The sequence below is a fragment of the Kamptonema formosum PCC 6407 genome, from assembly GCF_000332155.1.
GTDB lineage: Bacteria > Cyanobacteriota > Cyanobacteriia > Cyanobacteriales > Microcoleaceae > Kamptonema > Kamptonema formosum.
Map to the genome: position 1 here is coordinate 336325 of NZ_KB235904.1, position 21464 is coordinate 357788.

Consider the following 21464-nt stretch of genomic DNA (forward strand, 5'->3'; position numbering starts at 1 on the left):
AAAATAGAAAGAGAAGTCTAAATGGGAGACACAGACTATGATACAGCCCAAAATTCCACAACCTACCATTAGTTTCATCGATCAATATTGTGAGAGTTATCAAAAAATATTTCCAGAAGTTAGAAGCTATGAAGCCTTTAAGCAAATTATTATGGGGATTTTGACACCAAGCAAGAGAAAAAGTTTAGTAACACTCTCTAAAATAATTGGATTAAAAAATAGTCAATCATTGCATAACTTTTTAACACAATCTCCCTGGAAATCGGAAGAATTAAGAACCCAGAGACTAAAAATTATCTTTAACTGGTTAAAAGAAGAAGCAATTGACATTATTATAGATGAGACCGGAGATCCAAAAAAAGGAAATAAAACTGAATATGTAGCTAGACAATATTTAGGAAGGCTAGGAAAAGTAGACAATGGGATTGTAAGTGTCAATATTTATGGAGTTAGAAGAAGTAATCATGGAGTCTGGATGCCAGAGGGGGAGGAAGTTAAACAGACTTCTTGGCAAGAATTTGACCGAATATTAAGTAAAGGTCAACAACAAAAAAGATATGTGTGTGAGATAATATCTGGTCACAGGAATAAATATACTTATTGGTATCTAACAACTGATCCCGAAACATTACCAGTCAATAGTACATCTTATGTAATGACTAATATTGACAAAATTAAATATCAAGATGTAGGCAATATTTATGGAGAAAGAACTTGGATTGAATATGGATTTAGACAAAGCAAATCTGAATTAGGTTGGTCGGACTTTCATGTAACCAAATACAATGATATTGCTAAATGGTGGGAATCTATTTGTTGTGCTTTTCTCTTGGTTAGTATGAGGGCTATTTCAACTCAGTCTTCGGAATTATCTAACTTATCAAGTTGTCAATCTGAACTAAATAGTTATCTAGCTGAACATCCAGACTGGGATTTCAATCAAGGCTGGAAATCAATGCTAAATAATATGCAATTACTATTATTGCCACTATTAGCCCTCAAATTAGTAAAACCTTGGTTGAAGGTTTTTGAATCTCCTCTATTAGTTAGTAGTTTTAATACTTTAATTAGTCTGGTTAATCTCTGTGCTAATGCTTTAACAGGGACTAAATTAAATGCTTTTCACCAATTTTCTTCTGCCTAGGGTGACAAACTAGGGATAATATAAACAGTTAACGGTTAACGGTTAACAGTTAACCGTTAACTAAAAAGCGATCGCCCTCCCTAAAAAAAGAGCGATCGCCTAAAAAACTAAAAACTAAAAATCAAACATTCTCCCATTTAGCCCGTATTCCGCATTCCAGCAGCAATACCATTAATAGTTAACAAAGCTCCTCGCAACAATTCACCCTTGCTATAACGCGAGTGAATCACCCCAGGAACCCCTGCCACACCATGCTGCCGTAACCGCTTCAATAAAGCCACTTGCAACAAACCTAAAGGCACAATCGTAGCATTCCGTAACAAGACAGAACGCTGCAAATCTGGGTCTCCATCTAGCAAACGCTCATGACCAGTAATAGTCAAAACTAGATCGCGAATCAAGTGATATTCAGTCGAAATTTGCTCAAATAGAGCCTCAAATCGTTGCCTATCTGCGGGTGCTGATAACTCCCGAACATAGTGGTGAGCAATTTGCAAATCTACCTTAGATAAAGTCATTTCCACCTTAGAAATCACCATCTTAAAAAACGGCCATTTCAGATAGAAATATTGCAAAAGCTTCAAATGTTCTTCCGGTTTTTCCAGCAAAAACTCCTGCAAAGCAGTACCTACTCCGTACCAAGAAGGCAACAAAAAGCGGCTTTGAGTCCAGCTAAACACCCAAGGAATTGCCCGCAGAGTGCTAATATCTTTCTTGCCTCCGCTACGGCGTGCGGGCCTTGAACTAATTTGCAACTGGCTAATTTCTTGAATTGGAGTGACTTGATGGAAGAAATCAACCAAATCTGGCTCTTCATAGATTAAATGACGGTAGTGCGATCGCGACCTAACCGACAACTCCTCCATAATCTCATTCCAAGGGTCAATCCCATCAAAACCAGTGTGCAGCAAACTAGCTTGCACTACAGCCGCCGTCACAGTTTCCAGATTATAAAGCGCTAAGTCAGGCAACGAGTATTTAGAAGCCAAAACCTCACCCTGTTCAGTAATCTTAATTCTGCCACTAATACTCTTCCCAGGTTGAGCTAAAATCGCCTTATAAGCAGGGCCACCGCCACGTCCCACTGAACCGCCGCGCCCGTGAAAAATGCGTAAATTCACATTGTACTGCTCAGCAATTCGCTGCAAAGCCTTCTGAGCTTTATGAATTTCCCAATTACTACTAAGAAATCCAGAATCCTTATTACTATCCGAATAGCCCAGCATCACCTCTTGCAGACAAGAGCAAGGCAAAGAATCATCCTTTTTGATAGCATAACCACCAGCAAGCATCGCCCGGTAGAGTGGCAACTCGAAGAGTTTTTGCATCACTTGCGGCGCTTTTGTCAAGTCTTCCACTGTTTCAAACAGAGGAACCACATTAATGCTGCCAATACCCGTAGCTGGATCGAAAAGTCCCGCCTCTTTAGCTAAGAGCAAAACCTCTAGCAAGTCGCTAACATCATGGCTCATGCTAATCACATAAGTTTGGCAAATTTCCGGGCCAAACTCTTGCTGCATTTGTCGCAAGATGCGGAAAGTCTCAATCGTCTCGCAAGTTTTCGCAGAAAAAGGCAATTCTGCTGGGATTAACGGCCGACGGGTTTGCAATTCTGTAGCTAGCCAGATCGATCGCTCCGATTCTGACAATTCATTGTAAGACTTAGGCAGAATTTGCAGATATTCAGCAACTTCGGACAGAGCATCAGAATGAACCGACGACTCTTGACGGATATCCAAATGAGCCAAATTAAACCCATAAATTTCTACCTGGCAGATCAGATTTTCCAAGTCCCGACAACTCAGACCCGTTTCCACCAAATTGCGCTCAATTAGCCGCAATTCCGCCAAAAACTCCACACCCGAAGGGTAAAGTCCCACCAATCCCGGATTCTGGGAAAGAGCTTCCCGTTCCCTTTGTAACTCATCACCCTTGTAGAGCCGCCAATTGCGATCGCGCGTATTTTCCAACCGCTTGAGTACATAAGCCAACTTCAAGCGATAAGGTTCCTGACGGTAGCGAATCGCCCACTCATCGTAAACCTCTTGGATCTCCAACTTATCGCGATCGAGAGACTCCAACAACTCCGGTAGCACATCGCTCCAGTGCAGCGACAAACTCAACAGTTCGCTCAGCTTTTTCACCGCACCGATATACTTCTCCAGCACCAAATGTCGCTGATAACAAGAAGTTTGCCAAGTAATTTTCGGAGTCACAGAAGGATTGCCATCCCGATCTGACCCCACCCAAGAGCCGAACTTACAAAAATTGTACTTCGGTGGATTCAGATAAGGAAAAGAAGCGTGCAAAGCTTGCTTAAAGCGCTGGTACAGTTGGGGAATCGCATCAAAGAGCACTTCCTCAAAGTAGTGCAGAGTATACTCAACCTCATCAAGCACGCTCGGCTTAAACTGATGTAGCTCATCAGTGCGCCACCACAGGCGAATTTCTTCCATCAGTTGCCCTTGCAGCGCTTGCGCTTCCCAGGAAGATACTAAATAAGGGCTTTCCTGACTACCAGTACCCAGAACATCAAAATTTTCCTCAACTTGATCCAACTGTTGCAGAATCTTCGCAATCCGCCGCTGCTTAGTGCGAATCGTGTGGCGAACAATTTCCGTCGGGTGAGCCGTAAACACCAGCCGGATGTCCAAATTATCAATCAAACGCTGAATTTGTTGAGAAGGCACGTTCAAACGTCGCAACATCGGGAATAAGTGATGGAAAGTCCCTAAGTCCCTCGGCAAGTTATTATTACCTTCCTGCACCTGAGCTGTAAAGCTTTGAAAATTTTCCTCTATATATTGGTGGCTGGTTTGACCCTGCGACCTCGAAAAAGCCAATCCGCTAGCACCATTACCGCTGACATAAGCTAATTGCTGGTCTCGCTGTTCGTAGTGCTGCTCAACAATATTGATGAGCTGGAAATAGAGAGCAAAAGCGCGAGCCGCACGAATTGCGGCATTCAGGTCAAGCTTTTCGATAAGCTGCAAGACATTCGACTCCAGAAAATGAGGAGCCTGACGATCTGGGCCATTAATCGATCGCATCTGCTGAATTAAATCAACCAGTTCTTGACCGCACTCTTGTCGCAGCACTGACTCCCACAAGTCCTCTACGATTTTCAGGCGATTACGCAGAAACAGGTCTGAGGTAGCAAACGGGACAGGAGGCGAAACGACTTTTGTAGTGATGGCCTGATCTGACGAGTGGAGGACTGAACTCATGGGGTCTGTTCCTCAATAGCTGCGGATATCCAATCAATTGTACAGTTAACGGTTAACTGTCAACTGTTAGCTGTTAACAGTTGACAGTCTCTAAGAATCTTGGTGTGGGAAGTTGAGAACGGGGAGGCGATCGCCGCGAAACAGTTCCTCGCTGGATGAGCCAATTGTCACCATCAGCTCAGCCGCAGCTTTGCTAGCCAATAACCCAAAGAGTAAGGGTACAGTCGCAAAGCTCAATATAATATCTGAGGGAATTTGTAAATTCGGACTCTGGGATGGCTTAGTTTCTGGTAAATTCTGCCGAAACGACTGCATAAACATCGACCTCCTGATTTTATTAATTTTCACTCTAATCCCGATGCTCTATATCGTAGCGATTAATGCGCGTATAACTAAGTGTGCCAAAATACCCTCGTGGTGTGCTATCTCTAGGAAACAAAATTACACTTGACGAAATCAAAGCCCCCATGTTGAATGCGAAAGGGAGCATCTTGACAGACAATCGATCCGCCTTAACGCAGTGGGCCGGGGCAGCTTTGGGGCTTCCCGAAGTGCAAGTACAGGTGCGGTTGCGGGGCAATCACCTGCACATTCTCTGTGAAGCCGCAGAGTGTCCCCCCCAGCGTCTTGTAGTCGCCAAATATTCCGAAGCCCTGAGCGTGACTGACCTCGAAAAACTGCTACCTCGCAATCTACCTCGGATTTACCAAGTGTTTTTGTGCGGTAGGAGACTGGGTGCTAGACAAAATAACTGGACAGTGAGGCTGGAGTGCAACAGTTCTAACCGAAATCAACAACCACTCAAACGTCCCGAAGCACAACCGTTAGTAACTCCTCCCCCAGAACCGCCCATCGCTTCCAAGGAAATCAGAAATTTAGGGAAAAAGAAGCCTGAAAGGGAAAGTTCCCCGACGCACACTGCTGCCAACCCGATCGCAGCAGCAGGGGAAGGTAGAATCATTACCCAGAATGGTTCAATTGCCCCTGAGAATCAAGAAACTGAAGTTTTCGCGATTTCACCCCTAACTATTGATACTGCCTCTACTTCTCAATTAAGTGCCGCATCCGTTCCCCTTCATTCCTCATCTTATTCCATGACCGCAGGACAAGTAACGCAGCAGAGTACGGCCATTCTAGAAGTTCCTTCACAGGAGAACAATGGCACTCAAGATGAGGGAACGTTGACTATTTCCTGCGAACGTCTCGCTCGCCGAGGCTATCCTGATGCTATTGCCAGCTACCTTAGTGAAATCTTGGGAGCCTTGGGAGTCTCGGTTAAAGTTAGCATTCGAGAGCGGGGGGGCGGGGGAGCGGGGGAGCAAGGGAGCGAGGGAGCGGGGGAGAATACTGTCAGTTCTCCCCTGCCACTGGTTCGCCGGTTATGCGTGTTGTGCGAGTCAGCATACAGCCCCGACCCTTCGTTGCTAGCAGAGCCGATTGCTCAGCGGTTGCGGGATCTGAAATTAGAAGATTTTCGGGATGCGGTAATTTGCAGCCAAGTTAGGGGTGAAGCGAAGCCAGACTGGATGTTGCGGGTAGACCTCACGCCTCCGAGTCAAATGCTGAAGGAATGGGCCCGCTGGGGGGATGTAGCTGCGATCGCACGGCTATTAAATCAGGAATTAGCCGCTGTTGGGATCGAAGTTCGAGCCACACTTAAAGAATTTACTCTGCATTTATTCTGTAACAAGACTTTCGGGAAGCAGGGGAGCGGGGGAGCAGAGGAGCAGAGGAGCGGGGGAGCAGAGGAGCGGGGGAGCAGAGGAGCGGGGGAGCGGGGGAGCAGGGGAGCAGGGGAGCGGGGGAAAGGGGGAAGTTTCTCAGTTGCTAGTGCCTCTACTCCTGATAAACAGATAGTCACGGATGCGCTTGCGCCGATTTTAGCTGCGATCGCACCCCAAGGTATTCGCGCCGCCACTGTCTATGGCGTAGAAGCGCCCCGCACTCAGGAAGACGAAACTCCGGTTTGGATAGACTGGTTGGATTTGCCAGCAGCTCACCACCCGGATTTAGCTGTAAGTGCTGTCACACTTGCGGCTCAAGGAGATCGGTCGGCCCTAACATTTTTAATCAACCGCCTGCTCAATCCCAATCTTGACCGGAAACTGCAAACTGGGGGCATTCGCGTCCTGATTTTACCCAAAGGCGACTTGCTCCACATCATGAGCGAATCTCCTACCTGTCCCTCTCAATCTAAGGTAGGGCCGCCCATTGCCCAATTCCTGCGCCAGCTAAAAATTCCGGGTATTGTCGGGGTGCGGGTCTACGGCCGTCGCGCAGGTCAAAAACTCCCTCTGTGGCGCTATGGGGTTGAGGTGGGTACAGCCGTTTCCCCAGCATCGCCTGTGGCTCCCGCAAAGCCGCTGTCAAAAATCGCCAGACCTACTTTCGAGAAAGATATTGCGCCAGAGTTTGCCCCCTCCTCAGCGGATATGGCTTTCACTGGCTTAGATGGGGATTTGATTTTAACGCCCGATTTTCCAGGGGAATCTGTAATCGCCGACGTGGGAATTCGGCCTCGTCCCCGCCAACTGGGTAAGGGATTATTGGGGCTACAGCGATCGCTAGTTAGCTTTGGTCTGTTTGTTCCAAACGATGCTTTATCTACCACTGTTGCTAATTCCGATCGTGGGTGGCGCGATCGCCGAGCCGCGATCGCCTTAGTTTGGGCTGCGGCTGGATGTTTCCTAGCGTTCCAAACAGATTCCTTCTTGGGCAACTTTCTAGAATCCTTTGCCAGTAATAGCACCCAGGTAGAAGCACAGGGGAGCGGGGGAGCAGGGGAGCAGGGGAGCGGGGGAGCGGGGAGCGGGGAGCAGAGGAGCGGGGAGCAGAGGAGCGGGGGAGCAGGGGAGCGGGGGAGCGGGGGAGCAGGGGAGCAGAGGAGCGGGGGAGCGGGAGAGCAGGAAATTATCGCTGACTCTTTTAACGCTAAACCGCTAACTGCTGCTGGCTCTGAAGCCTTGCCAGAAACGAAGCAAACGGGAGCAATCTCTCAAAATAGTGAAGGGTTGGGAGTGGAATCAAACAATGTTTCTAACTCCAAAACTCGCGAGGTGAGCTTACCTCAGTTACCTTTGCAGCAATCGCCGCAAACTAATAGCACAGAAGTATTCAATGGTTCTGGGTTTACTAAACCCGGTACTGCTAGCATCGAACTTCCAGCTAATAGCAATAGCCAAGAGTCATTTTCAACATTAGATAGTGTAGAGAGTTACCCAACTTTCAGGAGCGATCAACTTGATGAGCAGTTAGTGCGCTACCAAAAATATATTCGCACTCATAAAAGGCTCCCGGATATTATGATCGTTGGCAGTTCCAGAGCTTTGCGGGGAGTCGAGCCGACTGTTTTAGAGAAAGCTTTGGCCCAACAGGGGTATCCGGGACTGAAGGTTTATAACTTTGGGGTAAATGGCGCTACTGTCCAAGTTGTAGACTTGATACTACGCCGCGTTTTGCCAGTGGAGCAACTGCCAAAACTAATTGTATTAGCCGATGGGGCCCGCGCTGTCAATAGTGGCAGGATTGATGTTACTTATAATGCGATCGCGACTTCAGAAGGTTATAGACAACTGGCTCAAGGAACTTGGAAAATCCACGCCAACAGAGTCAGCGAATCCACATCCAAATCCGCCGCCGCCGCCCCCCTTTCTCCTATAGCAGAATTGATGCAAAATATAGATAAGAGGGGTGTAGAGATCGAGGAATTTCTGAATCACAAGTTAGAGCGAGTCTCTGGGACTTACCGAAATCGCGATCGCTTGAAAACCTTTTTGCGATCGCTAGTTATTAGTCAGGTGCAACCTCCACGAGTTCCAAATAAGGAACAGCAAATAGCAGAGGAAAAACTAATAGTAGACAGCGGACAAACAAGCGAATTTGAGTCTAATGGGTTTCTTCCCATAGATATCCGTTTCACTCCCGCTACTTACTATCAGCAACATTCCAAAGTGTCCGGCGATTATGACGCTGACTATCAAAGTTTCCAACTCGTAGGCAGACAAACTGATGCTATCAAAAACCTTGTGGAATTTACCAAAGCTCACAATATTAATTTGGTTTTTGTTAATATGCCCCTAACTAAAGATTATTTAGATCCTGTGCGGGGTGAATACGAACAAGAATTCCGAGAGCAAATGCAGCAGCTAGCAGCCGAAACTGGATTAATTTTCCGAGACATAGGTCTTTTGTGGCCAGAGGCGCGGGAAAACTTTTCCGACCCCAGCCACCTCAATCGCTATGGAGCAGTCGAAGTTTCCAAGCAGTTAGCTAAAGATCCGATGATTCCTTGGCCAACTCGCAATTAAATTTGTTAATTGTTAACTGTTAACTGTTAATTGTTGGTTGTTAATTGTTAGTTGTTAGTTGTTAGTTGTAGGACTTACCAAGCTGGCCCAGAAACCGGGTTTTTTACGAAAATACTTCGTTCCAGCCCACAGATTTCATAAAAAACCCGGTTTCTATGGTCATAGCGCATAAATCCTGAATAAGCAATTACCAATCACCAACTACCAATTACCAATCACCAATTACCAATCACCAATTACCAACCACCAATTACCAATCACCAATTACCAACCACCAATTACCAATCACCAATTACCAATCAGCGATCGGCAATTAGCAATCAGCAATTAGCAATCAGCAATTAGCAATCAGCACTACCATGAAACAAGTAAAATCTTCCGAAGAAAGTACAAATCAAAAGGGGAAAACCAAAAGAAAAAATATACCCTTTCTATTTTTTCTATTTGCGCTTTCCTTTTTTCTGTTTTCTTTATATAGAGGTGTGATTTTACCTGATTCTTTATCGGCTCAAACCCCAGAGTTTAGTCCTAATGGGAATACTGCCGAACAGCAAGCACTACAACCCTTTGAACAAGTCATTAAAGATACGGAAAAATTGTCTGGACTTTTTACTCTCTACACTGAGAAAGAAGAGAAAAAAGTTTATCTAGAAATTACCCCAGAACAACTCAATAAAAAATTCCTCTGCTTTATCACTCTAGAATCGGGACTAGGAGAATCGGGAATTTATAGCGGAATGCCAATTGGAGATTTTTTGTTTCAGTTGCGCCGCCAACAAAACAAGGTAGAATTTGCCCTTCCTAATATCAATTTTCGCACCCATGATGGCGATCCTCAAGCTGGTTCTGTAGAACGTTCTTTTAGCGATTCAATTCTCTATTCTTTACCGATTAAAAGCATTCATCCTGAACGAAAAAGTTTGCTAATCGATCTTAGCGATTTACTGATGAGCGAACGCCGCGACCTTCCGGGGATAACTGCAATGTTGCCTTACTTCTTGGGGGGTTCCTATTCTATAGAACCTGATAAGTCTTATTTTAAGGAAGTGAAAGCCTTCCCTTTAAATGTAGAAATTTCCTCTGTTTATGGTTTCTCTAGCTCGAATGATAGCGATATGGCTTATCTTCCATCTTTGCCGGATAGCCGAGCTTTTAATCTTCGCATTCATTACAGTTTCTCTGAAGTTCCTGTTAATAATGGCTATCGACCTCGCACCGCCGATGAGCGTGTGGGCTATTTCCTAACTGCTTACAAGGATTTTTCGGATGAAAATCGTTCTGAGCCTTTTGTACGCTATGTGAATCGGTGGCATTTGCAAAAGCAAAATCCTGGGGCTCCGATGTCGCCGCCAGTGCAGCCGATTGTATTCTGGATTGAAAATAATGTGCCTTTGGAGTATCGGGAAGCTATCAGCGAGGGTGTTTTAGCTTGGAATAAAGCTTTTGAGAAGGCGGGATTTATTGATGCAATTCAAGTTAAGCAAATGCCGGATAATGCGTCTTGGGACCCGGCTGATGTGCGCTATAACACGATTCGCTGGTCTAGTTCTTTTTATCCTGCATTTGCGGGTATTGGGCCGTCTCGGATCAATCCGCTGACGGGACAAATTTTAGATGCGGATATTCTTTTGGATGCAAATATTGTCCGAGATATTAAGCATGGCTATCGCAGTTTGGTGCAACAAAATCAATCGATGGCAAAGGCTTTTCAGGGGCGAAATGGTACTAATGGTAATCCTTGCCAATTCGGTATTTACTCTCGCTATATTAAGGGTTTGGAAAGTGGGGATGGAGGACTGAGGAGGGGGGATGGTTTGGAATTAGATGATTTGCCAACTTTGAGGGAACAATACAGTCAGCAGGGCCGTTCTGCGCTGTCGAAGTTGATGTCTAGTTCTGATTTGTGTTTTGGGTTGGAGTCGTCGAAGCAGTTTGCGATCGGGGCGATGGCGCTCTCTCTGTTCCACAATGCGCCGCCTGATGGTAGCGATATGTCGGAGTTCGTACACCAGTATTTGCGTTACTTGGCGGCGCATGAGGTGGGTCATACGTTAGGACTGAGGCACAATTTTCATGGGAGTACGATGCTGGAACCGGAGGATTTGAATAATACGGCTATTACTCAAACTAAGGGTTTGGTGGGGTCGGTGATGGATTATGTGCCGATTAATATTGCGCCGCAGGGAACTGAACAGGGGGATTATTTTCCGGTGGTGGTGGGGCCTTACGATCGATGGGCGATCGAGTATGGTTATAAGCCGATTGGAGGGGTGAATCCGGCGGCTGAGGTGGATAGGTTGGCGGAAATCGCGCAGCGGGCTCCTGAACCTGCGCTTTCTTATGCGGCGGATGAGGATTCTTTTGATATTTTGAATCCGGCTGCGAATACGTTCGATCTTAGTAGTAATATGTTGCGCTATTCTCAGTGGCAGTTGGATAATTCGCGGGTGATGTGGAAGAAGTTGGAGGATCGGACTCCTGCTAGCGGTGAGGGTTACAGTGAGTTGCGGACGATGTTTGATACGGTGTTTGGGTATTATTTCCAGAATGTGATGAATACAACTCTATATGTTGGGGGTCAGTCGTTTAACCGCGATCGCCCGGGCGATCCAAATGGACGTTTGCCTTTTGAAGCGATCGCGATCGAGAAACAGCGGGAAGCTTTGGCGAATCTTCAAAAGTATGTGTTTGCGGCGGATGCGTTTAGTTTCTCGCCGGAGTTGTTGAATAAGTTAGCGCCGTCGCGTTGGGATCATTGGGGAAATCCGGCGTTGATGTTTCCTTTGGATTATCCGATTGGCGATCGCATTACTTTTCTTCAGCGTTTTGCGTTGCGGGTGTTGCTTTCTCCTGTCCGTCTGACGCGCCTACGGGATGGGGAATTGAAGACTGCGCCGGAGAATGCTTTGAAGATGCCGGAGTTATTTGATACTTTGCATAAGGGTATTTGGACGGAGGTTTTGCAGTTAAACGATAAGTCGATGCCGATTTCTAATTTCAGGCGATCGTTACAGCGCGAACACTTAGCTATTTTAATGGGGATGGTGTTGCGAAAGACGGGTGCTCCTGAAGATGCACGGGCTTTGGCTTGGTCTGAATTACGGGAACTACGGGAAGCTTTGAGTAAAGCGATTCGGAAGGATGATAAGAAGGCGGATGCTTACACGCGAGCTCATTTGGAGGAAACGCGCGATCGGATTACTAAGACTTTGAATGCACAAATTGAATCTAATTAGTTAGTTGTTAGTTGTTAGTTGTTAGTTGTTAGTTTAGGAATTTTCAATGGGACTTACGCACGATATACGTAACGCCGCCATCCTGGCGGTAAAGTCACCGCCAAGATGGCGGCCCTACTGCGATCGTGCGTAATGCCTGTGCAATATTAACTAAAATCAGTAGATTATAAGGAGAGAATTGTGTATGATCGTCACGCAAGTTGAAACTAAAACCTACACGGCTGAGGAATATTTAGAAGCTGAAATTAATTCTCAGGATCGGCATGAGTTGATCAATGGAGAGATTGTTCTAATGACGGGTGGTACACCGAATCACAATGAAATCACCAGCATCTTAAATGCTATTTTGAGGGTGAGTCTCAAGGGTAAACCTTACAGTATTTTTGCATCAGATCAACGCCTTTGGGTTCCCCAATTTAATAATTATACTTACCCAGATGTGATGGTGGTAGCACGACCGATTGAACTCCAATCTGGACGCACGGATACAATTACCAATCCTCTGCTGATCGCCGAGGTTCTATCTAAAAGTACCAAAGCTTACGATCGCGATGAAAAGTTTGCTGGGTATCGCAGTCTTCCTAGTTTTCAGGAATATTTATTAATCGATCAATACCGGGTACAGGTAGAGCAATACTTTAAAACTGAAGCGAATAAGTGGATATTTTCAGAATATAGCAGTATCGACGATCGGCTGACATTAACTTCTATTCCTGTAGAAATTTCGCTGGCCGATTTGTATGAAAATATCGAGTTAAACTAACAGTTAATAATTGCTTAGCAATAACCATTAATATGACTTTTATTTCTTTAAAATACGCTTATTTCCTACTGATTACTCTAGTAATTTACTGGCTAATTCCTAACCGAAGATGGCGGCTGTTTGTGATGCTGGCGGCCAGCATCAGATTCTATGCTTTCCTACAAATAGAGTACATCCCTCTACTATTAATCGGTATTTTATTTAATTACCGCTTGGCAAAAGCGATAGGAGAACCTCTTGACTGGCGGATTGCCAATGAAGCTTGGAACCGCCGCCGTTTCCTCCTTCTGTGGCTGGGAATTATCATTAATATTTCACTATTATTAGGCTTTAAATATGTGCCTTTTTTCTTGACTTCCATCGGTACATTTTTTAATTTGCCAGTTGCGTTAGATAGTGCTAGGTGGGTAAACACTAATGTAATTTCTCCTTTAGGACTGAGTTTCTTTTGTTTTGAGTGCGTTGCTTACTTGATTGATGTATATCGAGGTGCTCCTGCTGCTAATTCCCTGCTGCAATTTGCCTCTTACAAGTTCTTTTTCCCCAAACTAATTTCTGGCCCTATTACTCGCTATCACAATTTGCTCAGTCAGCTCAAAACGTTAAAATTTCCGACGCACGATGGAATTGCTGAAGGACTTTGGCTGATTGCTTCTGGTGCGGTAAAAAAAGGAGTTTTTGCTGATAACTTGGGTAAGTTAGTTACCCTCAGTTTTGATAATTTACAGAGGGCTGGTAGTGGGGATTTATGGTTAGCGACAATTGCTTATGGACTGCAATTATATCTAGATTTTAGCGGCTATGTTGATATGGCTCGCGGTACTGCTTTACTGATGGGTTTGAGTTTGCCCCAAAATTTTGATTTTCCTTATTTCAGTGTTAGTATTGCTGATTTCTGGCGGAGATGGCACATGAGTTTAGGCGATTGGCTGCGGAATTATCTATATTTTCCGTTGGGTGGTTCGCGGGTAGGCTTAGTTAGAACTTGTCTGAATTTATTGATTGTCATGCTGATTGCAGGAATTTGGCACGGGGCGGCTTGGGGGTTTATTATTTGGGGATGTTTGCATGGTTTGGCTTTAGTAGTTCATCGCCTGACGGAAGTTATTTCTAAGCAGTTATCGCTGGAAAGTTTTTGGCAAAGTTTGCCTGGGATTTTGGTGGGTTGGTTGTTGACTCAGGGCATGGTATTTGCATCTTGGATATTTTTTAGACTCCCGGATTTAAAAATTTCTGGGTTAGTATTTTCACATTTTTGGGGACATAATGCGGATGTTCAATTTGCTCAGAAAGTTTATATTGAGTCTCTAGGTTTAGAGCGATTTCAGATAAGTTGGATGGTGGCCTTGGTGGTGGTGGTTATGGGAATTAGTTACACTCTGCACCGAGGTTTGAAGTTGCAGTTAAATTGGCCTTTAAAGTTGATTTTAGTACCGTTGTGTTTCCTTGCTTTAGCTTTGGCACCGGAGGGTGGTTTACCTTATATTTATTTTGATTTTTAAGATTCTTAACTAAGATAAATTCCGGCTGCTGATATGCAAACTCTCCAGGGTAAACGCATCTAAATTAAGTTGACATAAAATCATATTTGTGCCTAACTATTATCTGAGAAAAGCATTCTTAAAACTCTTAAATCTGATGCGATTAACCCAGTTAAAATCGAGCTTTAAGAACTTCTGAATTCTTAAAGCTGAATCAATTTAGATCGGAAATCCGTTTTATAGCAACCGCCAAGGTGGTTAGGACATTTTAGTTTCCTCAAACCCTTAATTCCATTCCCTTCTTCCTCTTCTTTCCTGAGCATCAGAGCATCGTAGTCCCTCTTTTCCCCTTCTTCCTCTTCTTCCCCTAGCCCCTAGCCCCTAGCCCCTAGCCCCTAACCGCCTTGGCGGTTGCTATAGTTTTCGAGCGTTAGCTGGCAGAGTCTAAAATTTGAACTAAATAATTATTATCCATTCCCGCCAGATACCGCTTCATTTTTAAACTTCCTTTAAATCCTTTTTCCTGTTTCAGTAAATTGACAGCTAAACGACGTAGAAGAGCAAAATTTTCAGGAGAATGATCTTTACGAATGCGGCTCTTGTCTTCAGAAAAAGTAACATCCAATGTCCAATGTAAGCTATTTTCAATACCCCAATGACTGCGAATTGCTTGAGAAATCTTCTCAGCATTACTGGCTAAACTACTTAAATAAAACCGAACTTCTGTGGTAGTTTTATTCCACAAACGTCTTTCACTTACGACCATCACAATCGTTTTTAATCCAGTCCATAATGATTGATTATAAAGAGGTGGTAACTCCGAGACTGCCACTGTCCAAATTTGTCTTTTTTCAACTCGATGATGCCCTCCTTCTATTTGTTGATAATAGCTATGCTCTCTACCAGCAAACTCTTCTTTCGGTGTTTTCGAGATATTAGCGATCGCAAGCAAGTGGAAAAAATTTTAACTGATTACAATCGAACGCTAGAACAACAAGTTGCCGATCGCACCGTCGAACTCCAACGTGCCAATCAGGAATTATCGCGCTTAGTAAATTTAGACGGATTGACCCAGGTTGCGAATCGCCGCCGCTTCGATTACTATCTGGCTAGAGAGTGGCAACGACATCTACGAGAACAGCAACCTTTAGCACTGATTCTCATGGATATTGACTATTTTAAACGCTACAACGATCGCTACGGACACCAGCGCGGAGATGATTGTTTGATCCAAGTGGCGCAGGCGATCGCTAAAATTCCCAAACGTCCTACAGATTTAGTTGCTCGTTACGGTGGTGAGGAGTTTGTGGCGATTTTGCCGAATACAAATGCAGAAGGTGCGTTAATCGTGGCAGAATCTATACGAATGGCGATCGCTGCGATCGCTATTCCCCACCCCAAGTCGGAGGTAAACCCATACTTGACGTTGAGTTTGGGTGTTACCAGTTTAATTCCCAGCTTAGATATGAGATTAGAGGATTTAATTGCTAACGCAGATCGAGCCTTGTATCTAGCCAAAAACCAGGGACGCGATCGCGCGATCGTTGTGATTCACCCTCAAAACTGTCCGCAACCTTTCACATCTTAAAATCCAGGTTCATCGTTTAAAGTTTCAATTAATAAATTCATTTGCTCTTTACCCTCAACCAAAAAAGTTTCGCACTGCTGCAAATATTCTACAGCCATTGCGAATTGCTCAAAAACTTCCTCTAAAAGGAGTTCTCCTGATTCAACTCGATTAATAATTTCTTCAAGCTGAGCCACTGTCGTTTCATATTTCCAGTCAGACTGGCGTTGTGAAAAATCAATCATTTTAAGTAGAAGGAAGAAGGAAGAAGGAAGAAGGAAGAAGGAAGAAGGAAGAAAAATTTAGTTATCTAGGAGAAAAAGAAGAAGGAAGAAGGAAGAAAAATTTAGTTATCTAGGAGAGAAAGAAGAATGTTTATACAGTCAGCTTTTTAGCCATCGTTATCTTATGTTTAATTAGGTGGATTTACTTATCTCTACAATCTTGACTTTAAGCATACCGCGATTCAACTTAATAGTTAATTCTTCTCCAGGAGCTAACCCCTCAGTCGAGCGCGTCAGACTTCCGTCATTTTGTTTTACGATCGCATAACCTCTTTGTAACACAGCTTGAGGGTCAAGTGCCGCTAACTTTTCTCGTAACATTTGACACTGTACAGTTGCCTGTTGTAAACTTCGCGATGTAGAAGGCAGACGTTTTAATCGATGCTTTAATCCTTGACATTGTGCTTCTGATTTGTATAAACGCTGCTCTACAGCTTCTATTAATGTTCGCACTCTTTGGCGATGTTGAATATATAAATTAGCAATATCTGGCACAACTTTTTCAGCGGCGGCGGTGGGAGTGTGAGCAGTTTTATCGGCAACTAAGTCCGCTAAAGATTCATCTCTTTCGTGACCAATACCTGCGATCGTGGGGATAGAACAATTAGCGATCGCGCGTACCACCCGTTCGTCATTAAAACAAGCCAAATCTTCCACAGCGCCGCCACCCCGTGCTAAGATAATTACATCAGCACGACCATCTAATTCTACTCTTTCAATTGCTGTGGCAATAGAAGCTGGCGCTAATTCTCCCTGCACCAAAGCAGGTGATAATAATACCCGCAAACCGGGATATCGCTGAGTGAGAGTGCGTTGAATATCTCCCCAAGCAGCAGCAGTTGGTGAAGTGACAACAGCCACAGTTTGAGGATGTATTGGAAGCGATCGCTTTCTGGTAGGATCGAACAAACCCTCAGCATCGAGGCGCGATCGCAACTGCTGGTAACGCAGAGCTTGCAACCCTTCCCCCGCCGGTAGCGCTTGCCAAACATTCAATTGATATTCTCCCCGCGCTTTATAGACGCGGATGCTTCCCAAAACTATCAACTGTTCCCCTTTGACTGGCAATTGTACCAACTTTTCCCGCTGAGAGTTCCACGTCACGCAGCGAATCACAACCGGATTGTCGCGATCGCATAGAGTAAAAAATAAGCCACTGCGGTATTCTGAGACACTCGATACCTCCCCCGTTACCCAAACGAGGCGCAGATAGCTGTCATCTTCCAACAATGCTTGAATGTAAGAAGTAACTCCAGCGACAGACAAAGCCGTATCAGGAATGAGGCGATCGGGAATAAGTGAAGTCATGGATCGGGAAAATTTAATCATTACTATCTAACTGGTAAGATCCGTATCAATAGCAATATTCTAATATTCTAATTATAGGCTACTATTTATAATGTACAAAACTCAAGTTGTTGATTAATCTCACCGAAAATCAAATGATTTCACTGACTATGCTACGCCAACAGGCGGCTACCATCGGCATTACCGAGGCAGAAGCAAAAAAATATGGCGATCTTCGACATAAAAGAACTTGGACGCTAGCAATCGAACACCATCAGCAAAACGCACTTTCTCCTCAACAAACCCCGTCAATATCACCAATTGAACTGAATGATGATATTGAAGCCATAGCCAACGAATATGAATCTCCTCCTGATGAAGTAATACAAACAGATTCTACACCAAAAGCGCTTAACTCACCTCCACCAAGTAATATTAAATCCTCGGAGATAACCAAGCAAGATGGAGCTTTTGAACAAGTTGTTAAAAATCATATTAAAGCGCTAAGAATAGGATCGGGATTGAGTGAAAACCAGTCTCATTCGCCGATAAAAGATTGGCTTTGTCCAGAATGCGGCGGACAGGAATTAAACTGTTACCTGTGCAGAGGTGTAGGCAATATCGATGAGATTGCAGCTATAGGTTGGACACTAGCCTATATGGAAATGCTAGGCTGTTCTCCCACCGAAATAGCACCCCTAAGAAGTTTATCTCCTTCACCCAATACCTTGAAATTGAGTCTAGAAGTCTGTCTCACTATCAAACAAAGTACCGAGATTTTAAACCGTACCGAGAAGTGGGTACATCAGCAATTAGTTCCATCTCTCTCTCATGTTTAATATAGCAACCGCTTTCGTCTGGATGATAGCACTACCATACATACATTGTTTTACTTGGCTCGTTTCTGTTCGCTTCGCATCCGCAGAAATTCCGCGAACACAGCTATCCCTCCTGAGACTAGCATTAAGATTACACTCAGAGCATTAATATCAGGCTTAACCCCAGTCCGAATCCGGCTAAAAATTTCTAGGGGTAGAGTTGTTGAACCGCTTCCTGCTGTGAAACTGGCAATTAAAAAGTCATCCATACTGAGCACAAAAGAGAGCAAGCATCCAGATACAATCCCCGGCATTAATTGCGGCAACAAAACCTTTATAAAAGCTTCCACCGGAGTTGCCCCTAAATCGAGAGCAGCTTCTTCTAAATAGGGATTAAGATCGGCTAACCTCGTAGAGACAACCAGACCAACATAAGCTAGACAAAACACTATATGAGCCGCTACAATTGTCCATAAACTCAGAGGAATAGCTACTGCTGCTAAAAATACTAGAGTAGCAACTGCGATCGCGATATCGGGAATAATTAGCGGCAAATAGGAAACGCCTTGATACAAACTCTTACCAGGAAACTTGTAACGAGCCAAACCTACGGCCATTAAAGTACCGAAAACTGCGGAAATTCCGACAGCACAAAAAGCCACAATTAAGCTATTTTGTAGTGCCCCTAAAATCCTCGCATCGTTAAATAACTTGACGTACCAATTTAAAGTAAATCCTTTCCAACCAGCACTAAATGGAGACTTATTAAAACTATAAAAACTCAGTACGAAGATGGGCAGGTACATATAGAAAAACATCAAAGCTGCAAATACAACCTGCCAAGAAACCCGAAATTTAGGTTTGGGGTGCAACATATCTAATGGTAATTCCTCCTCTTGATTGCTCACAGCTTCTCCATCAAGTGATTTTTGTAATAGTTAACAGTTAACAGTTAACAGTTAACAGTTAACTGATTTAGATTGCTTTGCGATCGCCATACTTCAGCAAAAGCGCGATCGCGATACTCACAGCAAAAATTAACACCATACTCATAGCAGATCCCAGCCCCCAATTTTGAGTTGCTCCCAAAAATTGATTGTAAATCAATCTAGCCGAAGTCATGCTGGAAGCGCCCCCCAACAATTCTGGATCGACAAAATCTCCCAAACTGCTGATAAATACTAGCAAAGAACCAGCCGCAATTCCAGGCATAGTTTGCGGTACAGTCACTTTCCAGAAAGTTTCTACAGGATTCGCACCCAAATCCGCAGATGCTTCCAGCAACCGCCGATCTAGCTTTTCCAGAGAAGCGTAGAGAATTGTAACGATATAGGGTAAATAGCTATAGGTCATACCAATTAAAACAGCAGGACTGCTATTGAGCAACTCTACAGGGGGGAGCCCTAACCCCGTCAGCACCGTATTGAGTACACCCGTAGGTCGCAGTATGGTAATCCAAGCATAAGATCGTAACAGAGAAGAAGTCCACAGCGGCAGTACAAAGCCCAGCAAAATTAAATTTCGCCACCGCTTTGAGACATTAAGGGCAATCCAGTAAGCAACTGGAAATCCTAATAGTAAACAGAAGAAAGTTGTACCACTTGCGAAAGACAAAGATCTACCAATTACTCTTAAGTTAGTCCAAGAGAATTTAGACAACTGGCATTTATCAAAGCCAAAAACGCGGCAATAGTTTTCAATTCCCGAAGGATTTACCAAATCTCCTGGTTTAATATTGGGTACTAAACTTAATTCTAAAATAACTAGAGTTGGTAGTACCAGCAATAGAGCTAACCATAAGCCAGAAGGCCCCAGCAATGTGAAAGGCCCGATTAACTTTGACCAAATTTGACCAACAATAGTTTTAAATCCAGAATTAGGTTGCGAAGAATTTTTAGTCGATACAGCCATAATTGGTAATTGGTAATTGGTAATTGGTAATTGGTAATTGGTAAGTAGAAGGAAGAAGGAAGAAGGAAGAAGGAAGAAGGAAGAATGCTTATACAGTCAGCTTTTTAGCCATCCCGATCTTATGTTTAATTAGGTGGATTTACTTAATTGGTAATTAGCGATCATTAGCTGTTGGTTGTTATTTTGTGTTTTTTTACTATCAACTATCAACTATCAACTAATAACTATCAACTATCAACTATCAACTAACAACTAACCACCAACAACTAACAACTAACAACTAACCACTAACTATTCACTTGTAAGTTTAGTCCAATATCGGTCATAAACCGCAGTAACTTCACCCACAGGAGCGATACCTTGACACTTTGCTAAAATCTCCTCTGGGGGAAACAAAATTTTGTTTTCGCGGACTTCAGGCTCTAACAAATTAAAAGCCTCCTCCGAAGGAGTAGAAAAACTCAGTCGATCTACTAAAGATGCGGCTACATCTCCTTGCAGCATAAAGTTTATCCATTTATAAGCTGCTTCAGGATTGGGAGCAAATTTGGGAATTACTAGGGTGTCAGTCCACAGGGAAGAACCACTTCTAGGTACGATATACTGCAAATTAGTATTTTCTGGAATTACCTCATTAGCATCTGATGAGTAACACATTGCTACCATTAGATCTCCAACTAGCATTTGAGGTCGCCAAGCATCTGTAGTAAAAGAAGCTAGGTCTGGTTTTAGTTCCGATAATCTTTCATAGGCTTCTCTAATTTCATTAGGATTCGTTGTATTTAAAGAGTAGCCTAGCATCCGCAGCGCCGCTCCCATCACTTCTCGCAAATCGTTTAACAGCGTCATTCGCTTAGATAATGCCTTCTGATTTTTCCAGAGATCGTCCCAATCTTCGATAGGATACTTAATTTTTTCGGTGTTGTAAATCAACCCAGTAGTACCCCATGCTAAGGGTACGCTATAGCGATTTCCTGGATCGTAAACAGGACTTTGGAATTGCTTTATGAGCCGATCCAAGCCTCCTAAAAGTGAGCGATCGAGTTCAATCAGTAAACCCAATTCGCTCATTAGGAGCACCATGTAGTCAGAAGGGTAAATAATACTGTATGCGCTACCACCACCGGCCTGAATTCGAGCCAACATTGCTTCGTTGGAGTCGAATACATCTGCGATGACTTGGATACCTGTTTTTTCTGTAAAGCGATCTAGTAGAGCCTTATCTGTGTAGCCTTCCCAAGTATAGATATAGAGTTTGTCAGAAGCACCTTTACTAATGGGAGCAGATTGCACGTCTGCCAGTCGCCAGCCGCAGCTAGAAAGGGTCAATCCTGACAAGGCTGCTGCCGATGTTTGTAGGAATTTGCGCCGAGTTGGGCGTGTGCTGTTGAGCCTATAAGTCGGTAAATTAGTCGGAGGCACAGATTGAAAAATTGGTA

General features: G+C 44.0%; 15 protein-coding genes. 7 read left to right on the forward strand and 8 right to left on the reverse strand.

Features of this window, described 5'->3' with window-relative positions; translation table 11 throughout:
* The first annotated feature begins 37 nt into the window (after positions 1-37).
* On the forward strand, positions 38-1144 hold the full coding sequence (locus OSCIL6407_RS32715) for a transposase (protein WP_019487521.1): 1107 nt from the start codon (positions 38-40) through the stop codon (positions 1142-1144).
* A 137-nt stretch (positions 1145-1281) separates the two neighbouring features.
* Here OSCIL6407_RS32715 and ppc read toward each other — a convergent pair whose 3' ends face one another.
* A complete protein-coding gene (gene ppc, locus OSCIL6407_RS0118410; protein ID WP_007356260.1) occupies positions 1282-4371 on the reverse strand; it encodes a phosphoenolpyruvate carboxylase in 3090 nt (1029 codons plus the stop codon).
* 90 nt (positions 4372-4461) lie between these two features.
* Complete coding sequence (locus OSCIL6407_RS0118415; protein ID WP_007356259.1) at positions 4462-4686, reverse strand: hypothetical protein; 225 nt, start codon at positions 4684-4686, stop codon at positions 4462-4464.
* Between the two features lie 779 nt (positions 4687-5465).
* On the opposite strand from OSCIL6407_RS0118415, the gene OSCIL6407_RS0118420 reads away from it, so the two are divergent.
* The 4 genes from OSCIL6407_RS0118420 (at position 5466) to OSCIL6407_RS0118435 (ending at position 14179) form a co-directional block, all read left to right on the forward strand.
* Positions 5466-8678: a DUF1574 family protein gene (locus tag OSCIL6407_RS0118420; protein ID WP_407635895.1), complete on the forward strand. Its 3213-nt coding sequence runs from the start codon at positions 5466-5468 to the stop codon at positions 8676-8678.
* A gap of 359 nt (positions 8679-9037) precedes the next feature.
* Complete coding sequence (locus OSCIL6407_RS0118425; RefSeq protein ID WP_007354422.1) at positions 9038-11914, forward strand: zinc-dependent metalloprotease; 2877 nt, start codon at positions 9038-9040, stop codon at positions 11912-11914.
* A 184-nt stretch (positions 11915-12098) separates the two neighbouring features.
* Positions 12099-12677 carry a Uma2 family endonuclease gene (locus tag OSCIL6407_RS0118430; RefSeq protein WP_007354421.1) on the forward strand — a complete coding sequence of 193 codons (579 nt, stop codon included), beginning with the start codon at positions 12099-12101 and terminating at the stop codon, positions 12675-12677.
* Positions 12678-12709: 32 nt separating this feature from the next.
* The gene (locus tag OSCIL6407_RS0118435; protein ID WP_007354420.1) at positions 12710-14179 is read left to right on the forward strand and encodes an MBOAT family O-acyltransferase; all 1470 of its coding nucleotides are present in this window, start codon (positions 12710-12712) and stop codon (positions 14177-14179) included.
* 409 nt (positions 14180-14588) lie between these two features.
* On the opposite strand, the gene OSCIL6407_RS30930 is transcribed toward OSCIL6407_RS0118435, so the two are convergent.
* The gene (locus OSCIL6407_RS30930) at positions 14589-15110 is read right to left on the reverse strand and encodes an ISAs1 family transposase (RefSeq protein ID WP_019487523.1); all 522 of its coding nucleotides are present in this window, start codon (positions 15108-15110) and stop codon (positions 14589-14591) included.
* Here OSCIL6407_RS30930 and OSCIL6407_RS30935 point away from each other — a divergent pair.
* Positions 15051-15746, forward strand: coding sequence for a diguanylate cyclase (locus OSCIL6407_RS30935; RefSeq protein ID WP_007355781.1), 696 nt, complete (start codon positions 15051-15053; stop codon positions 15744-15746). The two genes, OSCIL6407_RS30930 and OSCIL6407_RS30935, sit on opposite strands and share 60 nt — an antisense overlap.
* Here OSCIL6407_RS30935 and xseB read toward each other — a convergent pair.
* Both xseB and xseA read right to left on the reverse strand, forming a co-directional pair.
* Entirely contained in the window at positions 15743-15970 is a 228-nt protein-coding gene (xseB, locus tag OSCIL6407_RS0118450) for an exodeoxyribonuclease VII small subunit (protein ID WP_007355780.1), read from the reverse strand. The genes OSCIL6407_RS30935 and xseB overlap by 4 nt on opposite strands.
* A gap of 171 nt (positions 15971-16141) precedes the next feature.
* Positions 16142-17317 carry an exodeoxyribonuclease VII large subunit gene (gene xseA, locus OSCIL6407_RS0118455; protein WP_007358299.1) on the reverse strand — a complete coding sequence of 392 codons (1176 nt, stop codon included), beginning with the start codon at positions 17315-17317 and terminating at the stop codon, positions 16142-16144.
* A gap of 134 nt (positions 17318-17451) precedes the next feature.
* Between xseA and OSCIL6407_RS0118460 the strand changes: the two genes are divergently transcribed.
* On the forward strand, positions 17452-18135 hold the full coding sequence (locus tag OSCIL6407_RS0118460; protein WP_234708833.1) for a hypothetical protein: 684 nt from the start codon (positions 17452-17454) through the stop codon (positions 18133-18135).
* 50 nt (positions 18136-18185) lie between these two features.
* Here the strand turns inward: OSCIL6407_RS0118460 and OSCIL6407_RS0118465 are convergent, their stop codons facing one another.
* The 3 genes from OSCIL6407_RS0118465 to OSCIL6407_RS0118475 form a co-directional block, all read right to left on the reverse strand.
* Complete coding sequence (locus OSCIL6407_RS0118465) at positions 18186-18989, reverse strand: ABC transporter permease (protein WP_173401185.1); 804 nt, start codon at positions 18987-18989, stop codon at positions 18186-18188.
* A 100-nt stretch (positions 18990-19089) separates the two neighbouring features.
* Positions 19090-20025: an ABC transporter permease gene (locus OSCIL6407_RS0118470; RefSeq protein ID WP_007358302.1), complete on the reverse strand. Its 936-nt coding sequence runs from the start codon at positions 20023-20025 to the stop codon at positions 19090-19092.
* Positions 20026-20316: 291 nt separating this feature from the next.
* Positions 20317-21447: an ABC transporter substrate-binding protein gene (locus OSCIL6407_RS0118475; protein WP_007358303.1), complete on the reverse strand. Its 1131-nt coding sequence runs from the start codon at positions 21445-21447 to the stop codon at positions 20317-20319.
* Between the last annotated feature and the right edge of the window lie 17 nt (positions 21448-21464).